25 protein-coding genes are annotated in these 23,648 nt (G+C 51.5%); 2 read left to right on the top strand and 23 right to left on the bottom strand.

Annotation, left to right across the window (positions count from 1 at the left end; all coding sequences use genetic code 11):
- Positions 1-5 precede the first annotated feature (5 nt).
- The 20 genes from OCU43_RS02230 to ffh all read right to left on the bottom strand — a co-directional run bounded on the left by OCU43_RS02230 (position 6) and on the right by ffh (position 20,013).
- Positions 6-911, bottom strand: coding sequence for a tetratricopeptide repeat protein (locus OCU43_RS02230; RefSeq protein WP_245756645.1), 906 nt, complete (start codon positions 909-911; stop codon positions 6-8).
- A gap of 201 nt (positions 912-1,112) precedes the next feature.
- Positions 1,113-1,634 (bottom strand): tetratricopeptide repeat protein, encoded by a 522-nt coding sequence (locus OCU43_RS02225; protein ID WP_091361968.1) that lies wholly within the window; start codon positions 1,632-1,634, stop codon positions 1,113-1,115.
- 6 nt (positions 1,635-1,640) lie between these two features.
- Positions 1,641-1,805 carry a hypothetical protein gene (locus OCU43_RS02220; RefSeq protein WP_175483617.1) on the bottom strand — a complete coding sequence of 55 codons (165 nt, stop codon included), beginning with the start codon at positions 1,803-1,805 and terminating at the stop codon, positions 1,641-1,643.
- Positions 1,806-1,808: 3 nt separating this feature from the next.
- Positions 1,809-2,618, bottom strand: a complete 810-nt coding sequence (locus tag OCU43_RS02215; protein ID WP_175483616.1) for a tetratricopeptide repeat protein — start codon at positions 2,616-2,618, stop codon at positions 1,809-1,811.
- 56 nt (positions 2,619-2,674) lie between these two features.
- Positions 2,675-4,888, bottom strand: a complete 2,214-nt coding sequence (locus OCU43_RS02210; protein WP_175483615.1) for a phospholipase D-like domain-containing protein — start codon at positions 4,886-4,888, stop codon at positions 2,675-2,677.
- Positions 4,881-7,280, bottom strand: coding sequence for a type VI secretion system Vgr family protein (locus OCU43_RS02205; protein WP_261832964.1), 2,400 nt, complete (start codon positions 7,278-7,280; stop codon positions 4,881-4,883). Before OCU43_RS02205 ends, OCU43_RS02210 begins: the two co-directional genes overlap by 8 nt.
- A gap of 96 nt (positions 7,281-7,376) precedes the next feature.
- Positions 7,377-8,246, bottom strand: a complete 870-nt coding sequence (gene nfo / locus OCU43_RS02200; protein WP_245756511.1) for a deoxyribonuclease IV — start codon at positions 8,244-8,246, stop codon at positions 7,377-7,379.
- Positions 8,243-8,425 (bottom strand): hypothetical protein, encoded by a 183-nt coding sequence (locus tag OCU43_RS02195; RefSeq protein ID WP_091355208.1) that lies wholly within the window; start codon positions 8,423-8,425, stop codon positions 8,243-8,245. The genes nfo and OCU43_RS02195 overlap by 4 nt, the downstream gene beginning before the upstream one ends.
- A 49-nt stretch (positions 8,426-8,474) precedes the next feature.
- Entirely contained in the window at positions 8,475-10,208 is a 1,734-nt protein-coding gene (gene recJ, locus OCU43_RS02190; protein WP_091355205.1) for a single-stranded-DNA-specific exonuclease RecJ, read from the bottom strand.
- Entirely contained in the window at positions 10,201-11,010 is an 810-nt protein-coding gene (locus OCU43_RS02185; protein ID WP_091355203.1) for a YdcF family protein, read from the bottom strand. The genes recJ and OCU43_RS02185 overlap by 8 nt, the downstream gene beginning before the upstream one ends.
- Before the next feature lie 72 nt (positions 11,011-11,082).
- Positions 11,083-12,477: a threonine synthase gene (thrC, locus tag OCU43_RS02180; protein ID WP_091355201.1), complete on the bottom strand. Its 1,395-nt coding sequence runs from the start codon at positions 12,475-12,477 to the stop codon at positions 11,083-11,085.
- A 28-nt stretch (positions 12,478-12,505) separates the two neighbouring features.
- A complete protein-coding gene (locus OCU43_RS02175) occupies positions 12,506-13,801 on the bottom strand; it encodes a homoserine dehydrogenase (protein ID WP_091355292.1) in 1,296 nt (431 codons plus the stop codon).
- A gap of 193 nt (positions 13,802-13,994) precedes the next feature.
- Positions 13,995-14,735, bottom strand: a complete 741-nt coding sequence (locus tag OCU43_RS02170) for a thioredoxin fold domain-containing protein (protein WP_091355194.1) — start codon at positions 14,733-14,735, stop codon at positions 13,995-13,997.
- Between the two features lie 191 nt (positions 14,736-14,926).
- Positions 14,927-15,838, bottom strand: a complete 912-nt coding sequence (gene xerD / locus OCU43_RS02165) for a site-specific tyrosine recombinase XerD (RefSeq protein ID WP_091355288.1) — start codon at positions 15,836-15,838, stop codon at positions 14,927-14,929.
- Between the two features lie 88 nt (positions 15,839-15,926).
- Entirely contained in the window at positions 15,927-16,337 is a 411-nt protein-coding gene (locus OCU43_RS02160) for an LSm family protein (protein WP_091355191.1), read from the bottom strand.
- A gap of 167 nt (positions 16,338-16,504) precedes the next feature.
- Complete coding sequence (gene rplS / locus OCU43_RS02155) at positions 16,505-16,864, bottom strand: 50S ribosomal protein L19 (protein WP_091355186.1); 360 nt, start codon at positions 16,862-16,864, stop codon at positions 16,505-16,507.
- A 16-nt stretch (positions 16,865-16,880) separates the two neighbouring features.
- The gene (trmD, locus tag OCU43_RS02150) at positions 16,881-17,630 is read right to left on the bottom strand and encodes a tRNA (guanosine(37)-N1)-methyltransferase TrmD (protein ID WP_091355183.1); all 750 of its coding nucleotides are present in this window, start codon (positions 17,628-17,630) and stop codon (positions 16,881-16,883) included.
- Between the two features lie 3 nt (positions 17,631-17,633).
- Positions 17,634-18,167, bottom strand: coding sequence for a ribosome maturation factor RimM (gene rimM / locus OCU43_RS02145; RefSeq protein ID WP_091355180.1), 534 nt, complete (start codon positions 18,165-18,167; stop codon positions 17,634-17,636).
- Between the two features lie 31 nt (positions 18,168-18,198).
- Entirely contained in the window at positions 18,199-18,438 is a 240-nt protein-coding gene (gene rpsP, locus OCU43_RS02140; protein ID WP_091355177.1) for a 30S ribosomal protein S16, read from the bottom strand.
- Positions 18,439-18,621: 183 nt separating this feature from the next.
- On the bottom strand, positions 18,622-20,013 hold the full coding sequence (gene ffh / locus OCU43_RS02135) for a signal recognition particle protein (RefSeq protein ID WP_091355175.1): 1,392 nt from the start codon (positions 20,011-20,013) through the stop codon (positions 18,622-18,624).
- Positions 20,014-20,274: 261 nt separating this feature from the next.
- On the opposite strand from ffh, the gene OCU43_RS02130 reads away from it, so the two are divergent.
- Positions 20,275-21,060 (top strand): cytochrome C assembly family protein, encoded by a 786-nt coding sequence (locus tag OCU43_RS02130; RefSeq protein WP_091355172.1) that lies wholly within the window; start codon positions 20,275-20,277, stop codon positions 21,058-21,060.
- 107 nt (positions 21,061-21,167) lie between these two features.
- A complete protein-coding gene (locus OCU43_RS02125) occupies positions 21,168-22,451 on the top strand; it encodes an HlyC/CorC family transporter (RefSeq protein WP_091355169.1) in 1,284 nt (427 codons plus the stop codon).
- Here OCU43_RS02125 and OCU43_RS02120 read toward each other — a convergent pair whose 3' ends face one another.
- Genes OCU43_RS02120 through OCU43_RS02110 form a run of 3 tightly spaced genes read right to left on the bottom strand, consistent with a single transcriptional unit; the run spans position 22,452 to position 23,606 of the window.
- Entirely contained in the window at positions 22,452-22,757 is a 306-nt protein-coding gene (locus OCU43_RS02120; protein ID WP_091355167.1) for an MTH1187 family thiamine-binding protein, read from the bottom strand.
- A gap of 13 nt (positions 22,758-22,770) precedes the next feature.
- Entirely contained in the window at positions 22,771-22,968 is a 198-nt protein-coding gene (locus OCU43_RS02115; RefSeq protein WP_091355164.1) for a DUF1289 domain-containing protein, read from the bottom strand.
- A gap of 44 nt (positions 22,969-23,012) precedes the next feature.
- On the bottom strand, positions 23,013-23,606 hold the full coding sequence (locus OCU43_RS02110; protein ID WP_091355163.1) for a CoA pyrophosphatase: 594 nt from the start codon (positions 23,604-23,606) through the stop codon (positions 23,013-23,015).
- Positions 23,607-23,648: the final 42 nt, after the last annotated feature.

Below are 23,648 nucleotides of genomic sequence, written 5' to 3'. Positions count from 1 at the left end.
ATCTTTTATTTCTCCGGCATCTCGTTCTGGTCGGTTTCGGGGTTATACAGACCTTGTTCCGGATGCGGAGGAAGAGGACAAAGCTCGTTCAGGTTTGGAAATTTAAGATCAGGATTTTTTCGCAAACGGTAGTACTTCTTATCATAACATTCAGCGAGAACTTCATTTATCTCATAACCAAAATCACCATTTCGAAACACACCTTCGAGAGTTTGCATACTTTGTCTTCGACCTAACGCCGCCGCCACCTGATAATAATAGAGAGCTTTAGGATAGTTTTTTTCGACAATTTTCGCGAATGCAGCCAGCGCATTGGCTGACTCACGGTAATTTTGTTTCGCCGCACACTGATGATAGGCCACACCTTCAGCATCCTCATGACGCTGATACAGATAAATCTCACCCAAGCGATATTGCGCCTGAGGACTTCCCAACTGCGCTGCTCGATGATAGTACTGCCATGCACCTTCTTTATCTTCCTTGAGTGCCAGACCTTTCTCCGCCATAGCCGCCAGGTTGTAATACCCCAGAGGGATATCCCGGTCAGCCATCCACTGAAACCACTCCAGTGCTTTAAAATAACTTTGCTCTACACCGCGTCCATGAAGGTAACGCATGGCTAACTGACTAGCCGCTTTCCAGTGGCCCTGATCCGCTAATAGCTGATACTGGTTGGTGATATTGACTTCATCTTTATTGGGGATCTGTTTTTTCTCATAAGCCCGGATCTCCTGATATTGTTTTTCCAACTCTGGATCAATATCAGGTAGGTGGTCTTTTTCAAAAGCGCAAGCAAAGGGTTCTCTGTTGGCGGTACTCTTGTCTGTCATCGAGCTTTTCCCTTGTGATTCACTGTTGCAGGCACACAGGGTCATCGTTAAAACAGCCAAGTAAAACCATTTAGCTAACATTTGAATCTGACACTCCTTGTCATCATTAAGCCGGTTACGGCATCTCGTTCTGGTCGGTTTCGGGGTTATAACGGCCCAGCGTTGGGTGGTAAGGCAGCGGGTAGCGCTCGGCTATATTAGGGAGTTTATAGAGGGGGTCTTTATCTAACTTTTTCGTAAAACCTTTCAACCTTAAGCCATAGGCTTCATCTTTTTCATAGCCTAGTTCACCATAAAGAAAGACTCCTCGTATAAATATGGCGGCACGATAGTCCCCCCCCCAGCAGCCAGCAGATAATAGTAGGCGGCTTTAGGGTAGTTTTCATCCACTACATGCAGCCCCAATGTACTGTTCTGTTGTGCTGCACAGGCATAATAGGCTGCAGCCTTATCATCTTCCTGATCTTCTCTTGGCAGATCATATCCGTAATGCTTTCCAAGTCGTACCAGAGCATTGGGCTCGCCCATTGACGCTGCCTTATGCAGATATTGCCAGGCAGCTTTCCTGTCTTGGTATACACCCCGTCCCCTTTCTAACAGCACCGCCATATTGTAATAACCGATAGGGACATTCATCTCGATCAGCTTTTCAGTCAGATCCAATGCCTTGCCGCTGTCGGTTGGCACTCCTATCCCATCCAGATAACGACGGCTAAGATTATGCATCGCCTTCCAGTGGCCTTTATCTGCGGCCAGTTGATAGAGGCCACTGATATTCTCCTCATCTGTGTTACCTGGTGTCACCTCTGCTCAACGGGCCTGCATAAACAGTTCATCGGCATCTTTATCCAGTTCTGGCAGATAATCCACCTGACGGACGCATTCAAACTCAAAGGCCATGGCGGGAGCTCCGGTTAGTAGTAAAATAACCAACCAACCGGCTTTCAGCATCCTTGCTGTTAATCTTACATCCATCGTTTATTCAGGCATCTCGTTCTGGTCGGTTTCGGGGTTATAGCGGCCCTGCGTTGGGTGGTAAGGCAGCGGGTAGCGCTCAGCTATATTAGGGAGTTTATAGAGGGGGTCTTTATCTAACTTTTTCGTAAAACCTTTTAACCTTAAGCCATAGGCTTCATCTTTTTCATAGCCTAGTTCACCATAAAGAAAGACTCCTCGTATAAATATGGCGGCACGATAGTCCCCCCCCCCAGCAGCCAGCAGATAATAGTAGGCGGCTTTGGGGTAATTCTTATCAACTATTTCAAGCCAATCTGCATACTCATGTTGACCCAACGCGCTATTTTGCTGTGCCGCACAAGCATAGTATGCAGCGGCCTTTTCATTCTCCTGATCCTCTTTTGGCAGATCAAAACCATAATGCTGCCCAATTCGCACCAAGGCATTGGGCTCGCCCATTGACGCCGCCTTATGCAGATATTGCCAGGCGGCTTTCCGGTCTTGGTATACACCCCGCCCTCGTTCAAGCAGCACCGCCATATTGTAATACCCGATGGGGACATTCATCTTGATCAGTTTTTCGGTGAGATCCAATGCCTTACCGCTATCGGTTGGCACTCCTATCCCATCCAGATAACGACGGCTGAGATTGTGCATCGCTTTCCAGTGACCTTTATCAGCCGCCAGTTGATAGAGGCCACTGATATTCTCCTCATCTGTGTTACCTGGTGTCACTTCTGCACGACGAGCCTGCATAAACAGCTCATCGGCGTCTTTATCCAGTGGTGGTAGATAATCCGCCTGACGGGCACATTCAAACTCAAAAGCCATGGCGGGAGCTCCGGTTAAAAGTAGTATCAGAAAAAGCGGTAATAGTAACCATCGGTTTAGTCCAGCGCCTTGCTGTAGGGTGTCTGGGTATCCCAGAATCGGGTTAAAGAACATGTAAGCGGCTCCTTTTGCATACGACGTTTCCAGTTTTTTGTTGCAGTTTCTTCCCAATGAGAAAAATCATCTTTTGAGGTGCCTTCCCTCCGCCCTGCATGCAGATTCCAAAGATGATCGGTAAACTGTTTTGCAATATCAGGCCTGGGGGCATGAACCCCCAACTCACTATCAGTTTCTAAGCTACGCTTATTAATGTTGGCTGAACTGAGCAGGAAGTAGTGGTCATCCACAACCTGAAGTTTGCTGTGAATATAGATATCTTTGTATTTACATTTCCCTTCTGGAAGCTTTTTAAAGCTAACCAGGGTCGCAACAACCACATTTAGCCCCGGCTGTGTAATCAGGTGAGGTTCGATCAGTTTGTAGCCATGTTTTTTCCGAAGATCTTCCAATTCCTTCTGCTCGGCAACGGTCATGCCTTGCCCCTCTTCATCCATCTCCTCTAGTTTTTCCATCCGGTTGATCTCTGCTTCGCTCTGCTCCAACCGTTGCTGTTCATCTGCATCCAACCGGATCTCCTGCTCCAGATCCTGAATCTCTTTTCTCAACCCTGTGTCCTGGTACCGCTGCCTCGGATTAGCCATTAAGCTCTTCAATCTGAGACGTTTCTCTTTTAACAAAAAAACCCGGTCACGCTGAACCTGTGGCATCAGCTGTTCCTGACCTACCTCATGCATCATCTCGTAGGTGCTACTGGAATAAAAACTATTCTTAACAGTATTCGTCACTACGAACCAATAAAGCTCACGCTTAGCCCCTTGTTTCTTCAGTAGTATGGCCTGTTCCTTCATCCACTTTGCAAGCTGAGGATAACGGAAGTACTGATTTTCGGTATAGACAAAGTCAGTCGCGTTACTGATCGCGTTTTTGTAGCTTTCCAGTATTGAGGTTTCCTGTCCTTTACCAGAGCGACCATCATACGGATGTGTACGAATAATCTGAGCCATTCCACTATAATTTACATCATAAAAATCTTTATAGGTGATCTTCGAACGAACGTCAGCCAGCGTAGTCCCCCACCAACGGGTCCAGAAATGAGATTCCCTATCCCAGGCGGTACAAAAGTTTTCGTTCAGATCACACAGAATAGGACCCTTAACCTCGGTGGATATATCCTGCCAGGGACCAAACCCCCAGTCCCGCCGGGGTTCATCGAAGTTATGGGCATCTGTGTCCCAATAATTGCGGTGGAGGTTATGCCCCATCACAAAGCCCCGGGCGATTTCTGGCTGCATATAATCGGTCAGCACCATTTTCTGATGATGGCTGGGGAAGAATCCAAGCGCGCCAACCATTTTCCATGTTAACGAGACATCCCTACCCGACAGTTTATCCGACAGTAAGCGCAGCATCAGCTTTTCCCGATGGCCGAAAAACATGCCTAAATATGGGTGCCTCGCCTGGTGAAATTCAAGCTCTTCGAGTTTCTTATCGAAGTCACGGGTTTTAAATTCGACGCCAGGAAAGCCTCCGCTATGAACCTGCTTGAACCAATCGCGGGTATAAATTTCAGCATCCGCATCCATGAATGTGCCACCACTGCCGCGTACTGTGCCACCATAGTCATGATCTTTATTCAACTGCTCTTCAATGTGCGCTAAACTAAATTCAATCCGTTCCAGATTTTTCTGGCTATTAGTACCACCACGTTGATGTTTATACCGATCACGCAGCACAATCAGCTCTAACCGTTCATCCAGTAAATTCTGATACGCATCGTGTGGGGAAGAGGTCGACATGATACCTGAGCCGGCCATGGTGCCTCCTCTACTGAATAGCCCATCACCCACCACTGTATTTTCCAAAAAATTAGCCAGCGCGTTCTTCCAAATCAGTACCCGAACCTCAACCCCCTGTTTAGCTTTCTCCGCTAACAGTGTGCCAATCTCCTTACCTTTTAACCCTTTACTTTCAGGCCTGCTAAGCCGCATGGCGGGATCAAACCCCCAGCTAATAATATCGATGCTGCTTTTAGCATGTATTATTGCGTCTTCAACCGCGCCAAAGGCTCTTTCACCATTTATTAACGGCTTAATATCACTGTGCGGCCGGGGATCGTATTTATTCTCTTTTTGTGCCCACCAGTTTAGTGTTGCTGTTCCGCGCAGAGTCCGTTCTTCAATTGCCGCCTGTTGAATATCCATATTAGTCATCGGCATCTCCTGTCGCTATTTTTCCTTTTGCATCCTGATATTGCTGGCGCAGGTACTTATCCGGATCATTCAGGCCGTCTGGATGCTCCGCCCCATCAAATCGCCTGAAACCTCTGTTGGAGGCCTTCTGTAATTCGCCTTCAGCACCCTCACTGAATTTTTCCAGCACATCAAACTGAATTCGGGCACCGTTATACAGCTCAACCTCATATTGAGAAGCCCCTTCCTGATGGTGTGCAGAGACCATCCCGCCAGGCCCGGTTAAACCTTCACTAATTAACGCTCCATCCCGATAAAGTTTATAAGGTACGCCGTCATACCCCTTCGCGCCCGGTACCGGGGCGATTTTAAAACGCACTTCATCTTTTTTCTCAAGGAAGTCGAGGGGCAGAGGGGCCTGGATGATTTCAGCTTGCTTTGGATCGGAGACAAAGCCCGCTACGCTGTTATCCGCTTCCAGCGGGCGGTTGGGCTGTATGGGACCGGCTTTGGCGGCGCTGCCACCACTGCCGCCTTCATTGAGTTTGAGGCCTGCACCCACAATGGTGACACCGCCGGGATCAAGTTTAATCAGGCCACTACCCGCTTTCAGAGTGAGCTCGGTACCTACCTCGATAATGATCTGGTTGCCTGCCTTATAGTGCATCTCGCTGCCAGCATACTGCATCAGTTTTTCAGCGATAGCGCTGAACTGAGACTCACCAATGGTGATGTGCTGGTTTTTGTTGACCTGCTGAAACTGATCGCCCTGGGTCAGGTGGTGCTCATCGCTGCGATATTCACTGTAAACTTTGCCTTCGACAATTTTATGCCGGTCATTACCCAGCCAGCTGCGGTGATCGTTTTTGGTTCGCTGATCAACATCTTTTTCAGCGTGATAGAAGACCTGCTCTTCACCCTTTCTATCTTCAAACCGGATCTCATTAAAACCATCGCCGCCTTTGCTGGAGTTGGTCTTAATGGTGCTGCGGGTTTTATGTTCCGGCAGTTTGTACGGCGGACGGTTAAGGCCGTGATACACCCGACCAATCACTAGCGGTTTGTCCGGGTCGCCTTCGAGGAAATCAACAATCACCTCTTCGCCGATACGGGGAATAAACATGCCACCAAAGCTACCACCGGCATGTGACTGACTGACCCGAATCCAGCAGGAGCTGGTCTCATTACCCTGGCCTTCGCGATCCCAGTGGAACTGAACCTTAATGCGGCCATGCTCATCGGTGTAGATCTCTTCGCCCTCGGGACCAGTGACCGTCGCGGTCTGGGTGCCTTCCACATGGGGGGACTTTACTTCCGTCGTCGGACGGAACGGCACCTCAAAGGGAACACAGAGATAACTGTTGCTGTATTGACTGCCTTCGGTGGATGCCCCCTCTTCCAGCACCTGAGGCTGAGCACATTCATGCTCAACCCGCGCAATCAGATACTCACTATTGAGCGCATCCCGGTCATGCCCGGTGAGTTCGAAACTATAGCCCGGTGTCATCCGGTTAACATCGCTGCTGCCCCTGGCCATTTGACGGTAACGGTTGAGGGATTCCAACCGGATCAGGGCGTTATTATTGCCCCGGCCTGAATCGATAAAACGGCCCGGGTGGTCATAGATCTCCAGCGGCACATCCAGCTCGCCCGATTTCGCGGATTCCAGTTTGAGGTTGGGCTTTTTAAAATCAAAATCCCGCAGAGTCACTTTTCCCGGGACAATTGATTCGCTGTAGCTGAAGCTGAAGATATGCTGTTCACGCACCGCCCCCTGACTGTCGTGAAAACAGTCCAGTAGCGGATCACCACTGATGGCGGGGTTGGAGCCGGAGGTATCGCTGAACACCAGCACATGGCCTTCGTCGCTGTGTTCGAAGTAGTAGTGAATCCCCTCTTCAGCCAGCAGCCGCTGAATGAAGTCCAGCTCGGTTTCCCGGTACTGCACGCAGTAGTCATAATCGGGATAGCTTTTGAGCAGATCAAAACGGAACTCATCGGTACTCAGCCCGGCATCGGTGAGAATGGTCTGAATGATGGTCTGGACATTCTGAAACTGGAAGATCCGGCTGTTCTGCCGATGCTGCAGTGCCCAGATTTTAGGCACCAGGCGGATATGATAGGTGCTCTGGTTAACCCCCTGATCACCGAGACTCACTTCAGAGACCATGCCGTGGATATAGCGGGTGAGATCCTCACTGCCATCGGTCTGATCCAACAGGGTGACGAATGCGGGCTGGCCGATCAGCGTAGCGAAATCGATATCGCCATCGTCTGAAACCACTTCGATGGCAAACTCAAACAGCGCCGAAATCTCCTCGGCACCGTTAAGCCGCACCAGACTGAACAGGTCCGAATCGTCTGTATTCTGTAGCTGAAAGAAAAAGCGTTCTTCGTTGGCGTTAAGAAACATCGTTAAATCCTTTTAACGGAGAGGGGCTTCCAGGCCCCTGTCGGTAAACTATATAGGTGTTATTTTATACAGCAAGTTGCATGCCGTACAGGCTATTTACCAATTCAGATCAGTAAATCCTCGCAACATCTGGATCTCTTCTGCCCAGATCGTCTCATCGATAGTTTCCAGCACCAGCGGAATACCGCGAAAACGGTCGTCGGACATGATAAAGCGGAACACTTCCAGACCGATCTCGCCCATCCCCAGACTATGGTGGCGGTCTTTACGGCTGTCGAACGCCGTTTTGGAGTCATTCAGGTGCATCCCTTTGAGATAGTCAAAACCGACAATCCGTTCAAACTCAGCGAAGGTCTGCTCGCAGTCAGCCCGGTCACGCAGGTCGTAACCCGAAGCAAAAGTGTGGCAGGTATCGAGGCAAACAGCGACCCGGCTTTTGTCTTCCACCCCAGCGATAATATGGGCCAGATGTTCGAAGCGACAGCCCAGATTACTGCCCTGACCGGCGGTATTCTCGATCACGGCGGTCACGCCAGTGGTTTTATCCAGGGCGATATTGATCGATTCAGCGATGGTGTTAAGGCAGGTCTCCTCATCCACCTTGCGCAGATGACTGCCGGGGTGAAAGTTGAGGTAGCACAAACCCAGCTGTTCACAGCGCTGCAGTTCGTCAATAAACGCGGCCCGGGATTTTTCTAACGCCTCAGGTTCCGGATGCCCCAGATTGATCAGATAGCTGTCATGGGGGAGGATCTGTTCAGGCGCAAAGCCTAAGCGTTCACAGCTATCACGAAACTTAGTGATATTGCCTTTGGTAAGAGGCTTTGCCTCCCAGCGACGCTGGTTTTTAGTAAACAGGGCAAATGCATTGGCACCGAGTTTAGCAGCGTTGAGCGGGGCATTTTCAACCCCGCCGCTAGCGCTGACATGGGCACCGACAAAATAATTCAAAAAAGCGCGACTCACAGCTTGCAGGCACCGCCAAGACAATCATCAAAGTCCATACTTTCCAGTTCAGCACGCTCTGCCTGTGCGGTTTTAATACGACTGAACATCAGCGCTTCAGCACTGCCATCATCGCTAACACCGGCCTTCTCAAATACAGCAACCAGGGTGTTCAGTTCGTCCAGGGTAAAATCATTCATGGTGTAATTCTCTTAAAAAAATAGCTCTTCATCAAAAATAGCTGCCAGATCAGAGAGGCAGCAGGTGGTCAATCATCAGTTGCAGGCTGCGTTGCCCGCGAAACTCATTTACGTCGAGTCGATAAACAGCGCGAACCCGCTGAATGGAATCATTGGGCCAGAGTGTAGTATCCGCATTAAAGTGGATCGCATCAATGGCGATACCGCTGGCGGGTTCCATCAGCACCAATTTCAGGTGCCGCTGGCCGACGATCCGTTGCTGCAACAGGGAGAACTCGCCATCAAACAAAGGTTCTGGAAACTGATGTCCCCAGGGACCAGACTCACGCAGTAGTTCAGCCATCTCCATCGACAACTCAGCACCGGATAAACAACCATCGGTCAGCACCGCATGCTGCAACTGTTCAGCGCTCAGCTGACGCCGCACCTCGGCATCAAACGCCTGTTGAAACAACCCCAGATTGTCGGCTGCGATGGTCATACCGGCAGCCATCGCATGGCCGCCAAACTTCTTCAACAGCTCTGGATGTTTCGCCGCCACCGCATCCAGTCCATCACGGATATGAAATCCGGGGACCGAGCGTGCAGAACCTTTCAGTTCACCCGCATCACCCATGGCAAAGGCTACCACCGGGCGGTTAAGCTTCTCTTTAATTCTCGATGCCAGGATACCGATAACGCCCTGGTGCCAGTCCGGATCGTAGAGACAAAGCCCAAAAGGCAATGCCCCCTCGGCGTCCAGCTGCAACTCATCCAGCAATGCCACCGCCTGCTGCTGCATCTCCTGCTCGATCCCCCGGCGCTCCTGATTCAGGGTGTCCAGCTGCAGCGCCAGTTTCTGAGCCCGATCGGAATCATTGGTCAGCAAACATTCGATACCGATCGACATATCGTCCAGACGGCCCGCAGCATTCAAACGCGGCGCCAGGGCAAAGCCAAGATCCGTTGCGCTGAGGCGGCTGCGCTGACGACCGCTAATATCAATCAGCGCCATAATGCCCGGCCGGGCTTTGCCCGAGCGGATGCGTTGTAATCCCTGATAGACCAGGGTGCGGTTATTCTGTTCCAGCGGCACAACATCGGCGACCGTCCCCAGCGCCACCAGATCCAGCAGCGATGCCAGATTGGGTTTAGCAAGGCCTCGCTGTTCAAACCAGTTCAGCTCTTCCAACGCCCGGCGCAATGCCGTCATCACATAGAAGATGACTCCCACGCCACAGGTGGATTTCTCGCTGAAGTCACAACCCGGCTGATTCGGGTTTACAATGGCACAGGCATCCGGTAACTGATCCCCGGGCAGATGGTGGTCGGTAATCAATACATCGATGCCCAACGCATTCGCTTCAGCGACACCGCTGACACTGGAGATGCCGTTATCCACGGTGATAATCAGGTCCGGCTGTTGCTGTGCCGCCACCCTGACGATCTCCGGACTAAGGCCATAACCAAACTCAAACCGGTTGGGCACCAGATAGCTGACCCGGTTGGCCCCCATCATGCCCAGCCCCAGTACAGCCAGCGCAGTACTGGTAGCACCATCGCAATCAAAGTCGCCAATAATCAGGATATGCTGATCCTGCTGCAACGCCAGAAGCAGTCGTTTGACCGCCTGAGCCAGGCCGAGCATATCCCGGCCGGTTTGCAGCTGTTGCAGGCTGCGTCCCAGAGCCTCAGCATCATCCAGGCCGCGACTGGCGTAAATACGTGCCAGCAATGGGTGCACCTGACTGAAGACTTTACTGTTCGGGTCGGCCTCGCGGCGACGGATGATGAGTTCACTCATTCAGACTGATATCCAGATTCGCGGAAGGGAACAGCTCATCGGTTTTATCGGTCACATAGTAAGCGCCCAGACCGATCCATTCTCGCACCCCGATAGACAGCTCATACAGATTACGGCCAAGGTCAGCCCGCCAGCTGTTCAGCCCGGCAGGTTTTGAGTAATAATCAACAGGATAGGGGATTACATTCCAACCCTGGCCACGAAAGATGCCCACTGAACGCGGCATATGAAACGCAGAGGTCACCAGCAACCAGCCCCGCGGATCAGCATAATCGGCACCCGGCGGCAAAACGCCCTGACTATAGATGGCATTTTCGAAGGTGTTGCGGGAATCCCGTTCAAAGATAACCTGTTTATCTAACTGCTGTTGCTGCAACCAGGTTTGCTGCACATCGGCACCGCGAAACTCAGGCTTACGTACCGAGCCTGAACCACCGGTAAGAATAACCGGAACATCGGTATAACGCTGCATCAGCGGCAACATCAGCATATCCCGTTCCGCCGCCATATTAAACTGGGGCTGGTTCCAGATTGAACTTAACTCTGCTTCCTCTGCGCCCCCCAAGACGATAATGCCGGCAATTTCATCCGGCAACACCTGCGGTGGAGCGAAGCGCTTTTCCAGCGGCTGCAGCAGCAGATCGCCGACCGGATAGAAGGTAATCAGCAACAGACAGAATGCCACCGCCGAAGAGAGTGCCCGCCAGCCCTTAAACAACGCAATCACCAGTATCAGAATCAGCAGATTGCCTGGATTGGCTAACACCCAGAAACCTTTCGACAACAGAAAAAACAGGTCCATGCTTATTATCCCCCAATAAAAAGCCCGTTAAAGCCTGAGACTCTAACGGGCTATTATCAAAGCAGCAAGTAATTACTTTTCGTGGACGTTATCTGCAACAAACTGCTGCACTGTTGCCAGTTGATTGGGCAACACGGTAAACCGCTCTTCACGCTCAAACAGATCCGCCATATGGGTCGGCAGCTGAGGTGATTCGAGGCCTGCTTTCAGCACGGCTTCTGGGAATTTAACCGGATGCGCAGTGGACAGCACAATCATCGGCACACTGGCATCGCGATTACATTCACGACCGGCAGCAACGCCGATGGCGGTATGCGGATCCAGCAGGTAACCGGTCTCAGCGGCCACTTTAGCGATCACTTCACAGGTCGCCTCGTCATCGCAGGCATAGCTATCGAACAGTTCACGCACCGCTTCCCAGCGCGCTTGATCCAACTGCACAGGCTGCGTTTTAAACTTAGCCATCAGTTCACTGATCGCTGCACCATCACGGCCGTAAACATCGAACAGCAGACGCTCAAAGTTAGACGACACCATGATATCCATTGACGGAGACAGGGTATGCACCAGCTCACCCTTACTCATATCGTTGCCAGAGATAACCCGGTGCAGGATATCGTTCTTATTCGTAGCCACCACCAGTTGACTGATCGGCAGACCCATCTGCTTTGCCAGATAGCCAGCAAAAATATCGCCAAAATTACCGGTCGGCACAGAGAATGCCACTTCACGGTGTGGTCCACCGACCGCCAGGGAGGCGGAGAAGTAGTAAACGATCTGGGACATAATACGCGCCCAGTTGATCGAGTTCACTGCACCCAGCTTACGCCCGCCGAGAAAATCCTGGTTGGCAAAACTGTCTTTAACCATCTCCTGACAATCATCGAAGTTACCTTCCAGAGCGATATTGAAGACATTATCTTCAAGAATCGTGGTCATCTGCTTACGCTGGACTTCAGACACCCGGTTGTAAGGGTGCAGAATAAAGATATCCAGATGGTCACTGTGGCGACAGCCCTCAATCGCGGCAGAACCGGTATCTCCGGAGGTCGCTCCCATAATCACCAGACGTTCCTGACGCTTGCTCAGGGCATAATCCATCAGCCGCCCAAGAAGTTGCAGGGCAAAGTCTTTAAATGCCAGCGTCGGGCCGTGAAACAGTTCCAGCACCCACTCATTGGTACCCAGCTCTTTCAACGGCGCTACGGCGATGTGGTTAAAGCCAGCATAGGTATCATCGATCATCTGTTTCAGATCGTTGTCTTCCACACAGTCAGCAACAAACGGCTTGATAATGTTGTATGCCAACTCGTTGTAAGGCAGACCCGCCCAGGAGGCGATCTCCTCTTGACTGAATGTTGGCAGAACTTCCGGCACATAGAGGCCACCATCGCTGGCCAGACCGGCCAGCAGTACTTCTTCAAAATTCAGTGCGGGGGCCTGACCCCGGGTAGAGATATATTTCACTGTCTAAATTCCTGCTCTTGCGGTTGCCTTACAGATGTTCAACACGGATACGGGTAACCGGTTCATTCACGTCAGCCAGCGCTTCAATCTGAGCAATCGCCGCATTCATCCGCTTCTCTTCAACATCCTGAGTCAGAATGATGATCGGTACCTGCTGCTGATGGGTTTCTTTCTGCACGATTGCATCAATGCTGATCTCAGCCTCGCTCAGAATTGACGCGACCTTAGCCAGAACACCGGGCTTCTCATTAACGGTCAGACGCAGATAATAGCCACTGACAATCGCATCAACCGGCAAAATCGGCAGGGCAGACAGGCTGCCAGGCTGGAACGCCAGATGCGGCACACGGTTATCCCGGTCTGCGGTCAGGGTGCGAACCACATCAACAATATCCGCCACCACCGCTGAGGCGGTAGGCTCTGCGCCAGCACCGGCACCGTAATACATGGTCTGACCGACAGCATCGCCATCCACCAGCACCGCGTTCATGACGCCATGCACATTCGCCAGCAGTGCTTTCTCCGGAATCATGGTGGGGTGAACCCGCAGTTCAATACCCGCCTCAGTGCGACGACTGATACCCAGATGTTTAATACGGTAACCCAGCTCCTCGGCATACTGCACATCTTCGGCGGTGATATTGCTGATCCCTTCGGTATAAGCTTTATCGAACTGCAGCGGAATACCAAAGGCGATAGACGCCAGTATAGTCAGTTTATGGGCCGCATCGATCCCCTCAACGTCGAAGGTTGGGTCGGCTTCGGCATAACCAAGCGCCTGCGCTTCAGCCAGAACATCGGCGAAGTCACGGCCTTTGTCGCGCATCTCAGTGAGGATGAAGTTACCAGTGCCGTTGATGATCCCCGCCAGCCAGTTGATTTTATTACCGGAAAGGCCTTCACGAATCGCCTTGATCACCGGAATACCACCGGCAACGGAGGCTTCAAACGCCACCATCACATTCTTTTTCTGCGCCGCTTCGAAGATCTCATTACCATGCACAGCGATCAGTGCTTTGTTGGCAGTGACAACGTGCTTACCGTTTTCGATAGCAGTCATCACAAGCTTCAGCGCGGTGTCATAGCCACCGATCAGCTCAACAACGATGTCGATTTCGGGGTTGGTGGCAATCTCAAAAATATCCCCTGTAATATGGGTACCCCAGGTGTCGCAATCGGGATTTACACGACGGGCGCCAATCGATTCTACAACGATGTTACGACCCGCACGACGGGAGATCTCTTCCGCGTTGCGTTTCAGTACATTGAACGTACCGCCACCAACGGTGCCAAGACCACAGATACCAACTTTTACAGGTTTCAAACCATTACCTCGCGCTTTTACTTTGCCATTCGAGTGGCAGACTTTTCTGCGGTTAAAAAACAGGCAGGCATTATAACGAAAACAGGGCACAAGCTCTATGCAGCGCCCGGCAGAGATTAAAAAAAACTGCGAAAAGTTTTGCCACAAAAAAGGGAGCCTGAGGCTCCCTGTTTACCAATAAAACCCAGCTGTATCAGTTCGTCACACCCAGCATTTTTGCCAGCTGAGCGGCAGGCATATATCCAGGCACCAGAGTACCATCCTGCAGCACCAGTGCGGGCGTTCCGGTGACCCCCATCTTCTGGCCCAGTTCATACTGACTCATCACCGGGCTGTTATCACAGCTCAGCGCGGGAATTGTCCGGCCGGACTTTGCCTGGGTAAACAGCTCAGCCTGATCCGCTTTATCGGCACACCAGATTGAATCCATCACCTTTTGCGTTTTAGAACCTGCACCGGCACGGGGGAACGCCAGATAACGCACCTCGATACCCTGAGCATTAATCTGTGCCATCTCTTTATGCAGCTTACGGCAATAGAAGCAGTCGGTATCGGTGAAAACCGTCATGTGAGCCTTGGTTTCCCCCTTGGCCGGAAAGATGATCATATCCTCTGGAGCAATACTTGCCAGCTGCTCTATACGACCCGCTTTTTTACCCTCTTCGGTCAGATTAACCAGACGACCATCCGCCTGAACCTTATACACCTCACCCACAATAAAGTGACTGCCGCTCTCGTTGACATACAACTTTTCGCCACTGGCCAGGGTCACTTCATAGAGGCCGGGGAACTGAGCATCGGCTACAGCTACAATGGGAACCTGGCTGTTCAGCGAACTCAGTGCGGCACGGATAGCCGCCTCCTTACTTTCATCTGCTGAGGCATTGAAACTCAGCAGTGTCATCGCTACCAGGGTAAAAAATATTTTTCGCATAATGTCCTCAACTATCCGGGCGTTGTCTGTTTGCACCCCGTTTCGGCCGCTTTAGTTTGCTAAAGCATACCTTAAAATCTGAACCCAAAAACCTTTACTGAAAAAGCGTCTGCTCTTAAGACGCCAAAAAGGCCGCTTAGTTTCCAGACTAACCGCGAAAACTGAAAATAACCTGAATGCGATCTTTAAAGTCATCCCCGGGGGTGATGCTGTTGATGCAGAGATTGTAACCGATGACGGGCAATATGCGTATAGATCTGCGTGGTTGACAGATCACTGTGTCCCAACAGCAGCTGCACCACCCGCAGGTCAGCGCCATGATTTAACAGATGAGTGGCAAAAGCATGACGCAACACATGGGGCGATGGCAGCTGTGCCACTCCTGCCGTCAGGCCGTGACGCTTAATCCTGTGCCAGAAGGTCTGACGGGTCATCTGCTGCCCCCTGCGACTGGGGAAAACCACCTCATTGCCTGAATCGCTGATCAGCGCCGGACGGGCCTCTTTAAGGTAACGCAGCAGCCAGTCGGCAGCTTCATCGCCTAACGGCACCAGACGCTCTTTATCCCCTTTACCAACAACCCGGATCACTCCCTGACGCAGATTTATCTGGGATAATTGCAACCCCACCAGTTCACTGACCCGTAAACCGGAAGAGTAGAGCATCTCCAGCATCGCCCGGTCGCGAAAGCCCAGCGCATCGCCCAGATCCGGCGCCTGCAACAGCGCTTCAACCTCGGCCTCAGTCAGACTTTTAGGCAGCGGCCTGCCCCGTTTGGGACTTTCAACCTGCAGAGTAGGGTCAACGCTTAGCACTCCCTCACGCAGCTGATAACGAAAAAAACCCCGCAAACACGACAGTAGGCGGGATGTGGAACTGGCTTTCATCCGCTGGCGAACACGCCAGTTAAGGTAACTCTGAAGATCGGTTCGGGAAGATTCCAACAGAAACAGCTGGCGACTATTAAGCCAGCAGGCATAGATAGACAGATCACGACGGTAGGAGCTGAGGGTATTCTTACTCAGCCCCTTTTCAAGCCATAAGGCATCAAGATAGTGTTCAATCAATTCTGCGTCGCGCGGAGAGGGATGCTCTGCCGTCATACGGGCATCTGTTACGGGGTTATCGCCAACAAGATCAGCATCAGACAATTGGGTAGTCACACAGGAGAGATCCTTTATCGGGCACGCGTTATCGCAACACTTTCAACCCGGAAAGCTTGGTTTTATCAATTGGATAACTTGCGCTACCCTGCCCCAGATGTTCATCAATATATAGTGTATTGCCATTGACGCTTCTGAGCGTACCTTCAACCTTACGGCCGAAATAGGTTTCCAGTTTTACCCAGCTACCCACATAGCGATCAATCTCTTCATGACTGACCGACTGATAACTCTTCTCCATCTTTTCCTGCGGCAGACCATCCCCACGAACAGCCCGACGAATAGCCTCACGCGTTGCTTCACGGCGTGATGCTTCATTGTTAACCGCTGTATCGGCCTTTGCCGCTGTTGTGGCTGCCTCCCCGCTGTCGTCACCCGCATAGGCTGCGATAACCGACAACAGTACAACTGAGCCCAGCCCGATCGATAGTCTCTTCACTGCACGAACCTAAGCGATGGTAAGTTTTGAAACTCTGCAGCCCGTGAAAAACCAGAAGCAGAAATTACATCCTGCCTGTATATTAATGCGAGTTCAACAATGTCGCCAACGCCAGACATCAAAAAAGGCAGCCGAAGCTGCCCTTTTATACTCAAACTGGTAAGCGATTACTTAGCCAGTTTCTCTTTAATACGTGCAGACTTACCGCTACGCTCACGCAGGTAGTACAGCTTAGCCTGACGCACGTCACCGCGACGTTTGACCTCAATGCTGTCTACAGTAGAGGAGAACGTCTGAAAAGTACGCTCAACACCCACACCGTGAGAGATTTTACGTACAGTGAACGCAGAGTTAACGCCACGGTTACGCTTACCAATCACAACGCCTTCAAACGCCTGCAGACGCTGACGGGTACCTTCAACTACTTTAACCTGAACAACAACGGTGTCACCCGGTGCGAATTCTGGTACTTGCTTGTTCATCTGTTCAGCTTCGATCTGCTGAATGATAGAGTTTTTGCTGCTCATAGCACGCTCCTAAATACTAACCCTGAGACGCTTTTGTCTCACGGATAAATTCGGTTAACAATGTCAGCTGCTCTTTGGTCAGTTCAAGGTCTTCCAGCAGTTCGGGACGCCGTTTCCAGGTTCGTCCAAGCTGCTGTTTCAGACGCCAGCGTCTGATCGCCTCGTGGTTACCGCTAAGCAACACATCCGGTACGGACATATCGTCGAGTTTTTCCGGTCGGGTGTAGTGCGGGCAGTCCAGCAACCCATCACTAAAGGAATCTTCTGCCGCTGAATCCTGGTGGCCAAGCACACCGGGAACCAGTCGGGATACCGCATCGATCAGCACCATTGCTGGTAACTCGCCGCCACTCAGGACAAAATCCCCTAATGACCACTCTTCATCGATCTCGGTCTCCACCAGGCGCTCATCAATACCTTCATAGCGCCCGGCTACCAGAATCAACCGCTCTGCAGCGGCCAGCTCCTTCACCCCGGCATGATCGAGTCGGCGCCCCTGCGGCGACAGGTAGATCACTCTGACCTGTTCGCCGGCAGACTGTTTCGCTGCCTGGATCGCGTCCCGCAACGGCTGCACCTTCATCAACATTCCGGGACCTCCGCCATAAGGGCGGTCGTCCACGGTTCGGTGTTTATCCCTGGTGAACTCACGAGGGTTCCAGCACTGCACATCCAGCAAGCCGTTGCGCACTGCTTTTCCGGTGACGCCGTGGCGGGTTATCGCCTCAAACATCTCCGGAAAAAGGGTTACAACACCGATCCACACCGGTTAAAACTCCGGGTCCCAATCGACCCGAATCGTACCTTCTTCAAGGTTTATCTCTTTAATCACCTGATCTGGCAGGTAGGGGATCAATCGCTCGCGGCGATCAATACTCTCAGCGTTGCCTTTGACCACCAGCACATCATTTGAACCGGTAGCGATCAGATGACTCACCTTACCCAGCTTGTCGCCGGACTCGGTTAATACTTCAAGCTTTTCCAGCTGGCTCCAGTAGAATTCACCCTCTTCCAGTTCAGGAAGCTGATCTTTCTCAATCGCAATATCAACGCCACAATACTGTCGCGCAAGATCCCGATCATCGACTCCAGCCAGCTTTGCGACCAGCCCTTTACCGTGTCGTTTACCGTCCGCAATTTTGAACGGTTTCCACTGACCATTAATGTTCAGTAGCCACGGTGAATATTCGAGGATGCTCTCCATCGGTTCGGTATGGGAATAAACTTTAACCCAGCCCTTAACACCATAAAGTGTGGTGATTCGCCCGATGGTTGTTAGATCTTCAGACGTATAGCCACTCATCACTCAAACCCGACTGATTGCTTAAATATGTTTACTTAGCTTCTTTAACCAGCTTAGCAACACGGTCAGACATTTGCGCGCCTTTAGCTACCCAGTACTCAATGCGTTCCAGGTTAATGCGCAGCTTCTCTTCCTGACCTTTAGCCAGTGGATTGAAGAAGCCAACACGCTCAATAAAACGACCATCACGCGGATTACGAGAATCAGCCACAGTCAGGTGATAAAATGGACGCTTTTTGGCGCCGCTACGAGCTAGACGAATAGTTACCATGCGTTAGGTCCCTTTATTAAGTGAGTTTTGAAATCGCTCACAGTTTACAGATAACAGCCCCATTCCGGGTTCATCAGAAACACCGACGCAGACTGCACCCATTTAAAAAACAGGGCGGCATATTACGTGAATTTGCCGCCCCTGTGAAGCTTTTTGATTATTTAATAATCACACTGCAGAAAGTTACATCCGCGGGAAGCCACCCGGGCCACCCATACCACCCGGCATCATCCCCTTCATACCGCGCATCATTTTTGCCATACCGGCTTTTGATGAAAACTTCTTCATCATTTTAGCCATCTGCTTATGCTGCTTGAGCAAACGGTTAACATCCTGAATCTGGGTACCAGAACCCATCGCGATACGTTTTTTACGGGAACCGCTGATGACATCAGGCCGTTTACGCTCATGGGGTGTCATCGAATTGATAATCGATTCAAACTGTTTAAAGCCTTTCTCCGCACTGGACAGGTTCGCCCCCTGCATGGCAGCTCCCATCTGTCCCATACCCGGCAGCTTGTCCATCAAAGACGCCATGCCACCCATATTGTTCATCTGCTGCAGCTGGTCACGGAAATCTTCCAGATCGAAGCCTTTACCTTTCTGAACCTTCTTCGCAAGGCGTTCCGCTTTCTCTTTATCTACCTTCTGTTCTACCTCTTCAATCAGAGAGAGAACATCCCCCATTCCCAGAATACGGGAGGCGATACGATCGGGATGGAAGGGTTCAAGGGCATCAACTTTCTCGCCAACACCGAGGAACTTGATCGGTTTACCGGTGATATGACGAACCGATAGTGCCGCACCACCGCGGGCATCACCATCAGTTTTTGTCAGCACCACACCGGTCAGCGGCAATACATCATTAAACGCTTTGGCGGTATTCGCGGCATCCTGACCGGTCATCGCATCGACCACGAATAACGTCTCTACCGGTTTAATCGCAGCATGCAGTGCCTTGATCTCATCCATCATATCGCTGTCGACATGCAGACGGCCGGCGGTATCGACGATCAGAACATCAAAATGCTTAATCCGGGCATGATGAATCGCGGCATTAACAATATCGATCGGTTTCTGATCGACAGAGGAGGGGAAGAACTCCACCGACACTTCCGCGGCCAGGGTTTCCAGCTGTTTAATCGCGGCCGGACGATAGACGTCAGCAGACACGACCAGAACTTTCTTTTTCTCCCGCTCACGCAGAAAACGGGAAAGCTTGGCGACCGATGTGGTCTTACCAGCACCCTGAAGACCCGCCATCATGACTACAGCAGGAGGCTGAGCGGCGAGGTTAAGGCCTTCATTGGCCTCACCCATCACTTTTTCCAGTTCCTGCTGAACGATCTTAACGAATACCTGGCCCGGACTCAGACTCTTACTGACTTCGGTGCCTACTGCCCGCTCTTTGACGTTGTTGATAAACTCTTTAACAACGGGCAGCGCTACATCCGCTTCCAGTAGCGCCATGCGCACTTCACGCAGTGTGCCTTGAATATTGTCTTCGGTCAGCTTTGCCTGACCCGTGACCGCTTTAAGCGTTTTGGCCAGACGATCCGTCAGATTCTCAAACATAGTTACGCCTTGAGGTGTTAAATCCGCTACTGCTTTTGTCAGAACCCATCGGTACTTCAGTTCTGTTACAGCAAAATAAAGTCCTGCATTATACAGCAGCAGCGCGCTTTAGGAACCATGATAATCATGGCACTCTGAGTATTCACCAGCCTCAGTCTGGCCAATCTGGCCTAATTGAGCTGGTATCAATATTTCATCACACTGATATTTATGACACACTTAGCGCCTGCACACTCTATGGAACTGATGAGTTAACCGCTAATGCACATTCTGCCCGCTATTTTCGCCATCGTATGTTATCTGATCGCTGCTGCATTACAGTGGCAGGTTGTCAGCGGGCGTAGCGTAAACAGCACGATTATCCGCCTGACCGGTTTGCTTGCGGTTATCAGCCACGGCTATTCCGCCTATCTTGATCTTCATCGTCCAACCGGTATTCATCTGGAATTTTTCAGCGCCGGCTCGCTGATCGGATGGCTGGTTGCCGCGCTGGTGCTGTTAAGTTCGTTGCGGCAAAAAATTGATAACCTCTATATCGGTATCTTTCCGCTGGCGGCTTTCGCCCTGTTTTTTACGCTGTTTGGGCTCGACTCTCCACAGGGAAAACATTACGACACCGGCCTGGTTATCCATATCCTGATCTCAATTCTGGCCTACAGCATCTTCACCCTGGCTGCGTTTCAGGCGGTGTTGCTGGCAAAACAGGAGTATCAGCTCAAACATCATATAACCAGAGGTTTGCTGCGCTCCCTGCCCCCCCTGCAAACCATGGAAACCCTGCTGTTTGAGATGATCTGGACCGGTCTGATTCTGCTGACCCTGTCACTGATCAGCGGCGCTATTGTGTTTGATGATCTGTTTGCTCAGCACCTGGTGCATAAAACCGTTCTTTCCATCCTTGCCTGGCTGCTCTATGCAACCCTGCTGATTGGCCGTCACCTGCTGGGCTGGCGCAGCCACCGGGCGATCCGCTGGACCGTGGGTGGTTTTATTGTGCTCATGCTTTCGTTCTTCGGCAGTAAGTTTGTTGTCGAGTGGCTGTTATAACCGGGCCCTGCGCGTGAAACGGTTTCACTGAAACCTTAGTATGCTTGACACTATCGGGGGTTAAACCCGACAATGACTCTCCAACTAGCAACCATAGGTTTACCGTCTTGGAAGGCGCATCGATCGAGTCCCTGTTGGGACTGCTTCTATTTCTGATTCTCTGCTCAGCTTTTTTCTCAAGTTCTGAGACCGGCATGATGTCTCTGAACCGCTATCGGCTGAGGCACCTGGTGAAAAATCGTCACCGGGGTGCGGTTAAGGCGAACAAATTGCTGAAGCGCCCGGATCGACTGATTGGCGTCATTCTCATCGGCAACAACTTCGTCAATATCCTGGCGTCGTCGATCGCTACCATCATTGCGGTTAAGCTTTGGGGAGAGGGAGGCATATTCATCGCCACCGCCGCCCTGACCATGGTTATTCTTATCTTCGCTGAAGTCACACCCAAGACCGTTGCGGCACTCCATCCGGAAAAGATCGCCTTCCCGGCCGCTTTTGTGCTTCAGCCACTGCTGAAACTGCTCTACCCTCTCGTCTGGATCGTCAATCTGATCACCAACAACCTGCTCAAACTGCTCGGCATCAAGGTCACTGCGGGCGAGCATCACCATCTCAGCACTGAAGAGCTGCGAACACTGGTAAATGAGTCCGGTGCGGTACTGCAGCAGCGCAATCAGTCAATGCTGCTGGGGGTACTGGAACTGGATGAAGTCACCGTTAACGATATTATGATCCCCCGCAACGAGGTGATCGGTATCGATATGGACAACGATCTGGAAGTTATTATTGATCAGTTAAGCAATACCGCCCACACCCGGTTGCCGGTCTACCGCGGAGAGCTGAATAAAGTGGTCGGTATCCTGCATATGCGCAATCTGGCGCAGGTATTCAGGCAGGAGTCGGTCACTAAAGCCGCGATTCTTCAGGTGATACACGAACCCTACTTTGTGCCGGAAAGCACTCCGCTGCAAACTCAGCTGCTGAACTTCCAGCAGGAAAGCCGCCGTATTGCACTGGTGGTGGATGAGTATGGTGATATTCAGGGGGTGGTTACCCTGGAAGATATTCTCGAAGAGATCGTTGGCGAAATGTCACTCAACGGCAAAGACGACAATCAGGATATTTATCCTCAGGCTGATGGCAGCTACTTTATCGATGGCACCGCCAATATCCGCGATGTTAACAAATCGCTCAACTGGAACCTGCCCACCGATGGTCCCAAAACCATTAACGGGCTGGTGATGGAGATACTGGAAGCGATTCCGGATGCCAATATCTGTATGCTGATCGGCAACTACCGGATTGAAACCCTGCAGGTCAGCGACAACCAGATCAAAACCATCCGGGCGATCGAGCAATACCGGGATTTTGAAGAGGAGGAGGAAGACTGATCAGGTCTTCTTCAGCTGTGCTTTAACGCTGTTGATCTTATCATCCATGGTTTGATCCCGATCAGTGCGGGTGCCGATACGCATACTACTGCTGATCCGCACCGCCCCCATCTCATGCACCACTTCATGACAGCGTTTCACGGCGGCAAACACCTCATCCCATTCGCCCTCAATATCAGTGCCATAAGCATGCATCTGATGTGTCAGTCCCGCATCCTGCAAAACCCGCTGGCAGGCGGTGACGTAGGCAGAAACGGAGGTGCCTACCCCCACGGGCACGACACAAAGATCGATCATCACTTTCATACTATTCTCCGGCTCAGCCCTTCCGGTCTTCCGCTTCCCGCTGTCGGATCAGCGCCCACACAGCTTTTTTCTGCTCTTCGGTTAAGACGCCCCATTCGGCAATCTCCATACCGCTTCGACGGCAGGCGACACACAGATCCTTCTCATCAAGGGCACATACGCCAATACAGGGAGAGCGGATCGGACGGGCTGGTGCAAACTCATTATTCATAGTTCAATTCTGTCGGGTTAAAAACGGGATCTATCTGATAACGCTTACCGGAGACTGTGCTCAGGCCTGATTTTCATCGGAATCCGGGCATCAAACCCGACGTTGAGCAACTCCACCAGCATATAAGCGGTCAGCCCCCAGATTATATCACCCTCATACTCATACGCGGGTACATAGTGAGTCATCCCCCGGAACCTGATTTTATCGGTGTGATGCCGATGATCATCGAGAAAAAAACTCAGCGGCACCCGGTGAATCCGGTCCAGCTCATCCAGATTCGGTATCAACTCAATATCGCTGGGTATTACGCCAACATAGGGCCTCACCTGCAGCATATGCTTCGACAACAGATCGCCCAATGAGCCAATAATTTCCACCCTGTCCGGATCAAGCCCCACCTCTTCCTGCGCTTCACGCAACGCGGTAAAAAGCAGATCAGGATCGGTATCGTCACGCTTGCCACCGGGAAAGGCGATCTCGCCGCTGTGGGTGCTCAGGTGATCACAGCGACGGGTCAGAATCACTTCCGGACCCGCTGGATTGTCGGTCAGCGCAATCAGCACACTGGCTTGCGGGCCACCATTATCAAGCGTCCTCGGGGCATATCCGACTAATCGTTGTTTCAGCTGACTTATCATGGGTATTACTGTGAACTACTTATAATCTGAAGTGGATGGTAT

It is taken from the genome of Amphritea atlantica (assembly GCF_024347255.1).
Lineage (GTDB): Bacteria > Pseudomonadota > Gammaproteobacteria > Pseudomonadales > Balneatricaceae > Amphritea > Amphritea atlantica.
Note: the sequence above shows the minus strand (reverse complement) of the source record. Positions and strands in the feature narration are given on the sequence as shown.